The 12668-nt window shown below is 50.3% G+C and carries 6 protein-coding genes; 2 read left to right on the top strand and 4 right to left on the bottom strand.

Annotated features, from left to right (window positions below; translation table 11 throughout):
* Window position 1: 1 nt before the first annotated feature.
* Window positions 2-1354 carry a replicative DNA helicase gene (locus ACUHGC_RS06590; RefSeq protein WP_446834858.1) on the bottom strand — a complete coding sequence of 451 codons (1353 nt, stop codon included), beginning with the start codon at window positions 1352-1354 and terminating at the stop codon, window positions 2-4.
* 298 nt (window positions 1355-1652) lie between these two features.
* Complete coding sequence (gene rne / locus ACUHGC_RS06585) at window positions 1653-4778, bottom strand: ribonuclease E (protein ID WP_446832564.1); 3126 nt, start codon at window positions 4776-4778, stop codon at window positions 1653-1655.
* A gap of 454 nt (window positions 4779-5232) precedes the next feature.
* On the opposite strand from rne, the gene rluC reads away from it, so the two are divergent.
* Both rluC and cobB read left to right on the top strand, forming a co-directional pair.
* The gene (rluC, locus tag ACUHGC_RS06580; protein ID WP_446832563.1) at window positions 5233-6204 is read left to right on the top strand and encodes a 23S rRNA pseudouridine(955/2504/2580) synthase RluC; all 972 of its coding nucleotides are present in this window, start codon (window positions 5233-5235) and stop codon (window positions 6202-6204) included.
* A gap of 3 nt (window positions 6205-6207) precedes the next feature.
* Complete coding sequence (gene cobB, locus ACUHGC_RS06575; RefSeq protein ID WP_446832562.1) at window positions 6208-6939, top strand: Sir2 family NAD+-dependent deacetylase; 732 nt, start codon at window positions 6208-6210, stop codon at window positions 6937-6939.
* Here cobB and recD read toward each other — a convergent pair.
* Together recD and recB are read right to left on the bottom strand one after the other, a co-directional pair.
* Window positions 6936-8921, bottom strand: coding sequence for an exodeoxyribonuclease V subunit alpha (gene recD / locus ACUHGC_RS06570; RefSeq protein WP_446832561.1), 1986 nt, complete (start codon window positions 8919-8921; stop codon window positions 6936-6938). The genes cobB and recD overlap by 4 nt on opposite strands.
* Window positions 8921-12577, bottom strand: coding sequence for an exodeoxyribonuclease V subunit beta (gene recB / locus ACUHGC_RS06565; protein WP_446832560.1), 3657 nt, complete (start codon window positions 12575-12577; stop codon window positions 8921-8923). The genes recD and recB overlap by 1 nt, the downstream gene beginning before the upstream one ends.
* Window positions 12578-12668: the final 91 nt, after the last annotated feature.

The following is a 12668-nucleotide window of genomic DNA, read 5'->3' as shown; positions in this document are numbered from 1 at the left end:
CTTAATCTTCTTCGTTATATTCCGGCCCGGTGTAATTATCAAAGCGTGAGAAGCGCCCTTGGAACATCAACCACACTTTGCCGATCGGTCCGTTCCGTTGTTTACCGATAATAATTTCTGCAATATTTTTCAATTCGCTGTTTTCGTGATACACCTCATCACGATAGATAAACATAATCAAGTCGGCGTCTTGCTCTATAGATCCCGATTCGCGCAAATCCGAGTTCACCGGGCGTTTATCTGCACGCTGCTCCAAGCTCCGGTTCAGCTGCGACAGCGCCACCACCGGCACTTCCAACTCTTTCGCCAGCGCTTTCAGTGAACGCGAAATTTCGGCGATTTCCAACGTGCGGTTGTCGCTGTATCCCGGCGCACGCATCAATTGCAGGTAGTCGACCATGATCATGCTCAGCCCGCCGTGATCGCGATAAATTCGGCGCGCGCGCGCGCGCAGCTCGGTCGGCGTTAACCCGGACGAATCGTCAATAAACAGATTCGGTTTTTGGTTGAACATTTGCACCGTGCTGTTAATCCGCGCCCATTCGTTATCGTCATCAATTTTGCCGGTACGGATTTTGGTTTGGTCAACCCGCGACATCGAGGCAAGAATACGCATCATAATCTGATCGGCAGGCATCTCAAGGCTGAACACCAGCACCGGCTTGTCTTCGCTCATCATCGCGTTCTCGCACAGGTTCATGGCGAAAGTGGTTTTCCCCATCGACGGACGGGCGGCGACGATGATCAAATCCGAAGGCTGCAAGCCCGCAGTTTTGCGATCCAGCGCCGAAAAACCGGTGGTGACCCCAGTTACGCCGTTATTATTTTTCGATTTCGACAACAGCTCGATCTTATCCAATGTCGTTTCCAAAATTGAAATCACATCTTTCGGCCCTTCGTTGCTGCCGGTGCGTTTCTCGGCGATTTCAAACACGCTTCGTTCCGCTTCGTCCAAAATCTCTTTAATCTGCTGTCCGTTCGGATTGTAGCCGCTTTCGGCAATTTTATTCGCGGTGGAGATCAGTTCACGCAGCACCGCTTTTTCACGCACAATGTCGGCATAGGCTAAAATATTCGCCGCACTTGGGGTATTTTTTGACAGTTCGGCAAGGTAGGCAAAGCCACCGACATCCTCAAGAATGCCTTTGCTTTTTAGTGCTTGATCGAGGGTGATGATGTCAATCGGTTGGTTATTGCGCGCCAGCTCGATCATTTCACTGAAAATTAAGCGATGAGCATAGGTGTAAAAGTCATCGGCGATCACGTGTTCGGTGACCGGATCCCAATGCTCGTTGCTGAGCAGCACGCCGCCCAACACCGCTTGTTCCGCTTCAATCGAGTGAGGCGCCATCATGCCCTGTCCTAGATTTTTTTCTCTGGTTTTATCTTTTTCAGAAAATGCCGCCTTGCCGTTTGCCACTGGGATTCCCTTTTATTCTGCGTTGGTTATGTCGTATTGGTAAGCTAAATTGCGTGAACTTGCTACGCGTGATCGCCCTACAAGATTGCCTACATTTAGGCGAAACAGTATAGCAAATTCTTACGGTTTTTGAGTGCTGATTTTATGGCGGAATGCAAAAGATCGCACAAGCGGATAATAAAAAACCTCTATCCGCCGAAGCTGATAGAGGTTTGTATCATGTTAAGCGAAATTATTCGCCGTTCTTCGCTTGTGTCGGTTCGGCGAACACATGGCTGCTGGCGCTGCTATGTCCCGCCGCGCCTTTGCCGTGGAAGTGGTAACGCGATTCCTGCCACTGCACGATAGCAAACGCCGCTTGTCCTTCTGCCGAAGGGGCTTGCGTCATCGCCGCTTGGGTGTGTGTCGCTTTGGAATAAGTACCAAAGTGCGGTTCAGGTTGAGCAGTTTCCACAACCACCGCACTAGTTTCAACCACATTGGCGATATTCACTTCTTCGGTTTTTAAGCTTTGCTGCGGCTCTTCAACCGGCGTTTCAAACTCTACGGCAGCCGTCGGCGCAATGCTTGCCACTGTCGCTTCAACCGGCTGCTGTTGCTCACGCTCCGCTTCCGCCAGCGACGCTTGAATTTTCTTCTCAACCGAATCATTCGCCTGTTGAGTGATGAAACCTAGCGGCTGTGCGCTTTTTTCACCGTCAACCACCAGCGCTACTGCCGGTGTGTTCAAACTGTCAACCGCACTTTGCTCGGTTTGGCTGTCGCTTTGCTGATTTTGTTGCTCTTGCTGCAACAGTTGCTCAACCGGCACGAACGGCGCGTTTGATTCGTCAGTTTCGACGGCTTTAGCAAAATATTCCGCTGCCACCCAAACTTTTCCGCCCGCCAATTCCGGCGATGCGACCGCAGCAAATAACGGCATTGGCGCGCTCACTTCCTCTTGGTTTTGACGGCGGCGACATTGGCGGCCGGTACGCAAATGGCGTGGCAGACGGCGGCGGCGCGAAGAACGACGGTTGTCGTCTTTTTCCGCGGCTTCATCACCGCTTTGGCTTGCCAAATTCGCTGTTTCATCACTATTAACCGCTTCAACTGCCGGAATCGCGTCGTTCACTTTCGCTGGCCCTTGGTGCTCAGTAACGCCCAGATCCGCAGATTCACTTTCATTCAAGTTTTCCGCTTGAGCTTCATCTTGTGTCAAACGCACTTTTTTGCGTAGGTTACGACGTTCGCGACGCACTGCAACCGGCTGCGCATCTTGATTGTCGGCAGCCATCGGCGCCAGATTCTCTGTGCTTTCCGCCACATCTGCAACCACCGCGTCATTGCGTTTACGATTACGTTTATTGTTGTTGCGATCGTTACGGCTGTTTCTGTTTTCACTGCTCTCGTTGACATCCGCTTTCGCGCTGTCAACCGCAGTTTTTCTGTTGTCGGTTTTGGCGTTGCTGTCTGCTTTGGCATTGCGTTCATTACGATCCGTGCTGCGATCATTACGACGGCGATTACGGTTTTGGTTGTTGCGACGATCACCGTTGCGATCATTACGACGACGCTGATTATTGCGCTCTTGCGGCTGTTGCGTTTCTTCTTGCGGTTCGCTGTCAAAACTGAACAAGCCTTTCAATTTGGCGATTAAACGTCCGAACAATGATACTTGAGCAACCTTCGCCACGCTTTCCGCTTGCGGTGCAACACTTGGGGCTGGTGCAGCCGTCGGCATATTCAATTCGCCTGCCGCCGCTTTTTCCAATACCCATTCAACGGTCACTACGGCGGTATCCGGTTGTGAGCGGGTCAATAGGTTCTCTTCGTTGTTATGCACTTGATTGTCTTGCTCTTGCGCATAGAATTTGCCCAAATTGTAGCTCAAGGTGTTGCTGGCTTCGCCGTCACGCAAACGGAACACTGAAAAGTGCGGTGTTTCCATTTGCTCGTTCGGCACTACCACAATTTCCACATCGTGGCGTTTTTCAATGCTGTAGATCGCTTTACGTTTTTCATTCAGCAAGTAAGAGGCAATTTCCACCGGCACAATGGTGTGCACCCGTGAAGTATTCTCTTTCAGTGCTTCCTCTTCCAACAAACGTAGAATCGACAATGACAGCGATTCGTTATCACGCACTTTGCCGGTGCCTTCGCAGCGCGGGCAAATGTGGTGCGATGATTCGCCCAAAGACGGGCTGAGACGCTGGCGTGACATCTCTAACAAGCCGAAACGGGAAATACGGCTGATTTGAATACGCGCACGATCTTGGCGCACCGCATCACGCATCCGGTTTTCCACTTCACGCTGATGACGGATTGGGGTCATGTCGATAAAGTCGATCACGATCAACCCGCCCAAATCACGCAGGCGCAATTGGCGTGCGATCTCATCGGCGGCTTCTAAATTGGTGTTAAGTGCGGTTTCTTCAATGTCGCCGCCACGAGTTGCTCGCGCCGAGTTGATGTCGATTGCAGTCAATGCTTCAGTCACATCGATTACAATCGAGCCGCCGGACGGCAACCGTACTTCACGTTGGAACGCAGATTCGATTTGCGATTCGATTTGATAATGGCTGAACAACGGAACTTCGCCTTGATACAGCTTGATACGGTTGATAAAGTCCGGACGCACTAATTTTATGTGCGCTTTGGCTTTTTCATACACTTTGGCATTGTCAATCAGGATCTCGCCAATATCACGGCGCAAATAATCACGGATCGCGCGCACGATCACATCACTTTCCTGATGAATCAAAAACGGTGCGGCACGCGATTCAGCGGCCTGTTTAATCGCTTCCCAATGGTGCAATAAGACTTTTAAATCCCACTGCAACTCTTCCGGCGATTTGCCGACCCCGGCGGTGCGCACGATTAAACCGACACCGTCCGGCACATCAAGCGAACTCAAAGCATCTTTCAGCTCTTGACGCTCATCGCCTTCGATTCGGCGTGAAATGCCGCCGGCACGCGGGTTGTTCGGCATGATCACCAAATAGCTGCCAGCCAGAGAGATGAAAGTGGTTAAGGCTGCGCCTTTATTACCACGTTCTTCCTTGCTGACTTGCACAATCACTTCTTGCCCTTCCTGCAACACATCACGAATGTTCGGACGGCCTTGGAAAGTGTAACCTTCGGGGAAGTATTCGCGGGCGATTTCTTTGAGAGGAAGGAAACCGTGGCGATCAGTGCCGTAATCCACAAACGCGGCTTCTAGGCTTGGTTCGACACGGATGATTTTCCCTTTGTAAATGTTGGCTTTTTTCTGTTCGTGCCCCGGGCTTTCAATATCTAGATCGAACAAACGCTGTCCATCAACCAGCGCGACGCGCAACTCTTCTTTTTGAGTTGCATTGATTAACATTCTTTTCATTGTTAGAAATACTCAATTATTTTGCTTATTATTACAGCGATAATTTGCGTGCTGGGCTTTATCATCGACCTCGTTTCTATCAGCTACAGTCAATCTCACGACTGTCTATGCCTGGGGTGCATTGATGATATTACTGGCTATTAAGCAACCAATAAAAACAAAATTCTGTGTTTTAAATTCTGCAAGCGGACGAAAATTATCCGTTATTACGCCGAATCCTAATAAAATGTCTTACACTGGTTGTTGCATTCGGTTCGGCAATGATTGCCGCATGGCGGCAAATTCGTTCTTTTCGATCATGTTTTAAACATAAGAAAAACGAGTCATTATTTCATTTTATCCCTACCGTTGGCAAGGTAGGATTGAATAAATTTCTGCCGAAATCATTTTTATTCTGCTATTTGCCGCTAATTTCTCTATAATATGGCTTTAATGTCACTCAATAAATCCGATTATGAAACCACAAGACGAAATTAATCACAGCGTTCGCTTTCAAACTATCAGCGCCGATCAGGCGGGACAACGGATCGACAACTATCTGCTGAGCCAATTAAAAGGCGTGCCGAAAAGCATGATCTACCGCATTATCCGCAAAGGCGAAGTGCGGGTGAACAAAGGGCGGGTGAAAGCCGAATACAAACTGCAAGCCGATGACGTGGTGCGGATTCCGCCGGTGAAAACCTCCGCCAAAGAGCAAGCGCCGATTTCCAATAAATTGCAGCAAGTGGCACAGCTGGAACAGCAGATTGTGTTTGAAGATGATGTGCTTTTGGTGCTGAACAAGCCGTCTGGCTTGGCGGTGCATGGCGGTAGCGGATTGAGTTTCGGGGTGATTGAAGCGTTGCGCAGCCTCCGCCCTGAAGCCCGTTTTTTAGAATTGGTTCACCGTTTGGATCGCGGCACCTCCGGCATTTTGTTGGTGGCGAAAAAACGTTCCGCCTTGCGCAATCTGCATGAACAGCTGCGCAATAAAACCATTCAAAAAGAGTACCTTGCGTTAGTGCGCGGGCAGTGGCAATCGCACTGTAAAAGCGTGAATGCGCCGCTAAATAAAAATGAACTGGCAAGTGGCGAGCGGATTGTGCGGGTCAGCGAACAGGGCAAGCCGTCAGAAACCCGTTTCAGCATTGAAGAACGCTATGGGCAAACCGCTACCTTAATTAAAGCGATGCCGATCACCGGTCGCACCCACCAAATTCGGGTGCACACCCAATATGTCGGACATCCTATTGCCCTCGACAGCAAATACGGCGATCAGGATTTCGATCAAAAAATGCAAGCGGTCGGCTTAAACCGTTTGTTTTTGCACGCCTATGCGATTCGTTTCGAACACCCGAAAAGCGGCGAAACCTTGCGACTGAGTGCCGAATTAGACGGCAAAATGAAAGCGGTGCTACGCCAGCTGCGTGAACAAAAAGAGGGCTAATCAATGTCGAACGAGGCGTTGTTCAACCGCACTTTACCGAAAATCGTGGTGCTGACCGGTGCCGGCATCTCTGCCGAATCCGGTATTCGCACTTTTCGTGCCGCCGACGGGCTGTGGGAAGATCACCGGATTGAGGATGTCGCCACGCCAGAGGGCTTTCAGCGTGATCCGGCATTAGTACAACGGTTTTACAACCAGCGCCGTCAGCAGCTGCAACAAGCAGACATTCAACCGAACGCCGCGCACTATGCGCTCGCGGAATTAGAGCAAAAATTCGCTGAAAATCTGTTAGTGGTAACACAAAATGTGGACAATTTGCACGAACGTGCCGGTAGTCAGAATTTGATTCACTTGCACGGTGAGCTCTTGAAAGTGCGCTGTGTGGGCTGCGGCACGGTCTATGCTTGGCAGCGAGAGGTAACCCCAAGCGATTGCTGTGCCAAGTGCGGTCAGGGGCTGCGCCCGCATATTGTGTGGTTCGGCGAAATGCCGTTTCAAATGGAGAGAATCTACCGTGCGCTGCAGCACTGTGATTATTTTATTTCAATCGGCACCAGCGGCAATGTCTATCCTGCCGCCGGTTTTGTCGAGGAAGCCAACTTCGCCAATGCCACCACGGTGGAACTCAATCTTGAACCGAGCAAAGGCAGAACCGCCTTTCAGCAAGCGGAATACGGTTTAGCCAGTGAGATCGTGCCTGCCTATTGCCGCCGCTTAATCGAGCACTATTGCTAGTTTGTTTCCGCTTCTCCCAACGCTAAATACAAACCGCTGCGACGGCGAATCGGCTGCTGAACCGCACTTTGCCAAATGCGTGCATTGCCAAACAGACTAAACCGCACTTTGGCTCGGGTAATGGCGGTGTAAATCAGTTCACTGCTGAGAATCGGGTTCATCGTCAACGGCAGAATCAATGCCGTATGCGCAAACTCCGAACCTTGCGATTTATGCACCGTCATCACAAATGCCGCTTCATGGCTCGGCACACGGTGCGGCGACACCGCCCGATATTGCCCTTCGCCGTTTTCAAACCACACCTTGCTGTTGCCGTGTTTGTCGGTTAAAAATAAACCGATATCGCCGTTATACAACTCGGCGGCATTGTCATTTTGCAGCACCATAATCGGCTTGCCGTGATACCACTCATGCGCAAGGTGAAAACTCAACTGCCCTGTCTGGCGCAAGCGTTCGCTCACCGCCAAATTCAACTGTTCAACCCCAAATTCTCCTTTGCGTAAACCGGTCAACAACCGCACTTGGTTGAATGCGCGGAAAATGGCGGCGATTTTAGGCAGTTCAAACTCGTCCAACTGCGCCATCAATTGCAAATATTCGCCATACCACGCAACGGCGTGCTGCAAAATCAAATTCACGCTTGCTAAAGTGCGGTTGCGCGCCAACGTTTCGCTATCCAACAACTCAGCGTTTGGCTGCGACAGTTGCGGATAGGGATATAAATTCAAATCGGCAAAGCGTTCAAAATCGTGCCAGCTCTCGGCTTTTCCCTGATTCACCGCCTGCGACAACGCTTTAATCCCCGAATCGGCACGGAAGCGGTAGCTTTTTTGTAGAAACGACAAGCAATCACGAATCGGATTGCCCTGCGCCTTGCCCCAATTTTCAGCAAGCGATTGAGCGGTGGTTTGTTGCAAATAAGCACAGTGTTCAAGGCTGTAACCTTCGGCTAAAAAACGGCACAATTCTGCCATCACCGCACCGGCTTCCACTGAAGTCAGCTGATCTTTATCGCCGAGTAATACTAAACGAGTTTGCGGCGACAGCGCATTCAGCAGCTGTGCAAACAGGTTTAAATCCACCATGGAGGCTTCGTCCACCACCAGCAGATCAAACGGCAACGGATTGCCTTGGTGATAGCGCAGCCGCTGACTTTTCGGGTTGCTGCCCAACAGTCGATGCAAAGTTTGCGCCTGTTGCGGAATTTGCGCTCGCAGCTCGGCGGAAACCGCACTTGGCAGCTGTTGCAACGCCTGATTAATCGACTCGCTCAAACGTGCCGCCGCTTTGCCGGTCGGCGCTGCCAGTGCGATTTTTAGCGGCGGTTGCTGCATTTGTTGCTGCTGCCATTGCAAAGTGAGCAGCAAATTGCTCACGGTGCGGGTTTTGCCGGTGCCCGGCCTGCCTGAAATCAAGCTGAAACTGTGGCGCACCGAAGTCGCCACTGCCACTTTTTGCCAGTCAATCTCGCCATCGGTTTGCGGCTCAAACAGTTGCGATAAAAATTCCGCCAATTTTGACGGAGCAAGTTGCGGCGGCTGTTGTTGCAAACGCAGCAATAACTGCTCGGCAATTTGGCGCTCATCGCTGAAATTGCGGTATAAATACAGTAAGCCGTTCGCCCAAAACAGCGGTGTCGGCTGTTGTGCTTGGTCGCTAAACGCAATATGCACTGCAAGTGCGGTTTGCCACTGCGCCGGCGCAATCGTTTGCAGCCGCTCACGAACCTGTTGCAACAGCGGACGCAGCTCAGTTTGCATTGCCAAATCGAAAAAATCGCCCGCCTCAAAATCGTGCGGCTTGATGCAAGTGCTGCCGCTTTGGCTGTGATAACTGGACAACGCCGCCAACAACACCGCCAAATCCGCCACCGTTTGCGGATAGTCGAACGGCTGCTGTTTTCTATCGATAAAACGGGCAAATTGGTAATCCAGCGGGCTGATCGCCTCGGCTTGTTTAAGCTGCTGCAAAAGAGTTATCATCAAAAATCCGCCAATAAGTTGTCTAAACCGTCAATCAATCGCCAATCCGGCTTGTCAAAATACACGCCGCTTTGGCTGCTTTCACCGTCCATGCCACGCAAAAACAGATAGTACACACCGCCAAAATCCCGCTGATAATCATAGTGCGGATCACGCTGTTTCAAATAGCGGTGTAAGGCAAGGGTGTAAATTAAATATTGCAAATCATAGCGGTGGTACGCCACCACTTCGAGCAAAATCTCCGGTGAATAGGCTTGGTAGCCTTCACCGAGAAAATTGGATTTATAGTCCAGCAGATAATATTTGCCATCAATTCGGCAAATCAAATCAATAAAACCGCGCAACATCCCCTGAATCTGATCCAGCTGCAACGGCGGCTGGGTTGCCGCCAGCGGGTGATACTGCTGCAACAAGCGATTCAGTGCCGACATCGACAACGGACGATTAATGCTGATCACAAACGCCAACTCTTTTAATACATCGGACGGCGCCAAATTCGCCAAGCACAAGTGCGGTTGTTCAACAGTGAACGGCGTTTGATAAATCTGTTCAAACCACTGTTGCAGCGGTTCCAACCAAACATCCTCATTCAGATCTAACTGCTGGCAAAGTGTTTGCAACCGCACTTGGTCACCACGGACTTGGAAATCGCTATATTGCAGCACATCGTGCAGCGCACTGCCGACTTTCGCCCCTTGCGGAAAATTAAACGGCGTGCAGGTTTGCCCCTGCCAGCGGTTTAACTGCGGCAACGCGGCAGCTTGCTGCGACAATAGTCGATATTCCACGTTTTCCACATCATAATCGTATGCACTGTCTTGATAGCTGTTTTGTTGGCTCTCCGCTGGTCCGTGTCGGCTGCGATTTTGATTGCGTTGCTGCATCGCGGCAAGTGCGGTAAAGCTACTGACCCGCCAATTATTTTCGATTCGGCGCTGAAAGGTTGCCGCCTGTAATTCGGGCTGCGGCGGTTGTTGCGCGCGCCAGTCATCAGGCTTGAGCTCCGCCAACGGCGTGATACTGTAATCCGCCTCATGCAAACGTTGCTGCAACAATGGCAAAATGGATTGTGTCGCGTTTTTCTTTCCTGTCGGTGGTGATTTGTCGGCTAATAAATAGACCAACGCATTCCAGCTAGATTTGATATTAAATTCTGTAGGTAAACCAAGATTTAATTGATAACGCGCCCGCGTCAGCGCCACATACAGCAGCCGCAGCTCCTCCGCTTTTTTCTCCGTCAGCCCTTTTGCCGCGTGTTCGCCGCTCAAATCGTAATACAACTGATTGTCGTCGCCGTGATAGCGTTGAATCTTTTTACTGCTTTTATCCTCAAAAGCCGCACCTAAAAACGGCAGCCAAATCACGCCGTATTCCAAGCCTTTGGATTTATGTATGGTGACAATTTTCACCAAATTGCGCTCGCTTTCCAAACGCAGCCGCACTTCGTCACTTTCCGTTTCGCCGCTGCGCATCTGCTGCTCAAACCAACTCAACAGCGCGTGTTCGTTTTCATTAATCGCCGCGCCTTGCTGTAGCAATTCCGCCAAATGCAGCAAATCAGTGATCGCCCTCTCGCCGTCGGGCATTGCCAACAGCGTGGCGATCTGCCTTTGCTGCTGCAACAGTCGGTGGATCATCGGCAGCACGCCTTGGGTTTGCCAAATCCGTTGATATTGCACAAAATCCCGAATCCAACTTTCCCACGCCTGTTCATTTCGGCGCAACTGAAACAACTGTTGAGCGTTAAAATGAAACAGTCTGCTCGCCAGCACTTTCATCAGTGCCAATTCCTGCTGCGGATGCAAACAGGCTTGTAGCAAATAGCACATCACCTGCGCCCATTCACTGTCCAGCACCGAGCTGCGATCAGACAGATACACACTTTGGATGCCCAGAGCGGCAAGCGCCTGTTTCACCTTTTCCGCTTCCTTCCGAGTACGCACCAGCACAGCAAAATCTTTGGCGCTCAAGCTAATATCCGGGTCGCTAAAATGCAGCCCGCCCTGCTCCGCCGCTTTCAGCCATTGTTGGATCGACAGCGCACACGCCGCCGCCATGTCGTCGTTTTTGTCAGCGCTCAGCAGAATATTCAACGGTTTTTGTGGTTGTTGATTTAACTGGATTTGCACCGATTTTTTGCCGGCATTCACCGGCTGGAACTGAATTTGTTGATAAATAAACGGTTGCTCGGCATCCGAAAAAATGCGATTGACCGCGCTAATCAATTCAGGCGTCGAGCGCCAGTTGGTGTCTAAGGTGTAGCGCTGTTGCGCATTTTCAGCGGCGGTTAAATAGGTGAACAGGTCGGCGTTACGGAAGGCGTAGATCGACTGTTTCGGATCGCCGATCATAATCATTCCGCTGTCACCGCCCGACGGTTGATCCAAATATAACCGTTTGAAAATTTGGTATTGCTCAAGATCGGTATCCTGAAATTCATCGATCATCGCAAACGGGAATTGCTGGCGAATCAGTTGCGCCAAACTGGCGCCGTTTTCGGCATAAAGTGCGGTTTTCAGTCGGCTTAATAAATCGCCGAAATCCACTTTTTTATGCGTGGCTTTATAGGCTGAAATTTTACTGCGCACGCCTTGAATATAATGCCACAACAAGAGCGACGGATAAGTAAGGCTGGTTTGTAGACGATCGACTGTGCCAAACAGCGGATGAGTGATTTTGTCATCACCTTTGGTTTTTTGATCCAATATTTGTTGTGAGAAATATTGCGTCAATTTAGGGTGTAAGAGATTATCTGAGCTGTGCGCCCACTGATTAATCGCTTGAATTGCCGGTACGATATAGCGCTCTTGATAACTGTGCCCGTCAATTCGTTTGTCTTTTGTACGTTGAATTTCCGCCAAAATTAACGCTTGAATATCCGCCTGCTGTGCCAGCCATTCACTTTTCAGTTCGGCAATCTCGGCAAAATACGGCATCAACTGTCGTTGAAAAAAATCAGTTAAATCGCCCTGAACTGCGCCCAACCGCACTTGTGGCATTTCGCCGCTGAGATCAGCTTTGATCCGAGCTAACACCGCTTGCGGCGATTTCAGGGTTTGTTGAATAAAGGCACTGATTGCCAGATTCTGCGGATAATACTGTTCGCGCCAGTATTCGCGACAGAACTGCAGCAGCAACTCGCCGTTTTCCGCCTCCAGCTCTAAGTTAAAATGCTCGCCCGAATCAAACGCATAGCGCATCAGCATTCGATAACAAAATCCGTGAATGGTGAAAATCGCTGCGGTATCCATATTCTGCTGCGCCATATCCAACCGCAACACCGCACTTGGCAAGTCGGTTTTGACTGCCTCAAACAGTGCCAGAATAAACGGATCGTCACTGTTGGGCTTTGCCAATTGTTGATTCAATACTCCACTAAACAGGGCTTTGACTTCAACAATCCGACTGCGAATCCGATCTTTCAGCTCTGCGGTGGCTGCGTCGGTGAAGGTCATCACCAAAATTTCGTCCACCGATAACGCACGGCTTAACCCGTTTTCGCCTGCATTTAGCAATAAACGCAGATACAACGCCACAATGGTGTAAGTTTTGCCGGTGCCCGCCGAGGCTTCAATCAAAGAAACGCTGTTTAACGGATGTGTGATCGGGTCAAGTTTTTGCATCATGCTGTCGCTACCGCACTTTGGGTTAATCATTATTTACGCTTGATTTTAGCAGATAATCCGCTAAAAAATGCGGGCTATTGGATGAAAAATGATGTTTCTTGTCTCTCTCCCTGCTTAGCTA

Source organism: Testudinibacter sp. P27/CKL/0425 (assembly GCF_052931395.1).
Note: the sequence above shows the minus strand (reverse complement) of the source record. Positions and strands in the feature narration are given on the sequence as shown.

Coding starts and splice junctions, on each gene's coding strand:
- ACUHGC_RS06590 (WP_446834858.1), bottom strand. CDS start 1,354: ATGATGGCGCCTCACTCGATTGAAGCGGAACAAGCGGTGTTGGGCGGC.
- rne (WP_446832564.1), bottom strand. CDS start 4,778: ATGAAAAGAATGTTAATCAATGCAACTCAAAAAGAAGAGTTGCGCGTC.
- rluC (WP_446832563.1), top strand. CDS start 5,233: ATGAAACCACAAGACGAAATTAATCACAGCGTTCGCTTTCAAACTATC.
- cobB (WP_446832562.1), top strand. CDS start 6,208: ATGTCGAACGAGGCGTTGTTCAACCGCACTTTACCGAAAATCGTGGTG.
- recD (WP_446832561.1), bottom strand. CDS start 8,921: ATGATAACTCTTTTGCAGCAGCTTAAACAAGCCGAGGCGATCAGCCCG.
- recB (WP_446832560.1), bottom strand. CDS start 12,577: ATGATTAACCCAAAGTGCGGTAGCGACAGCATGATGCAAAAACTTGAC.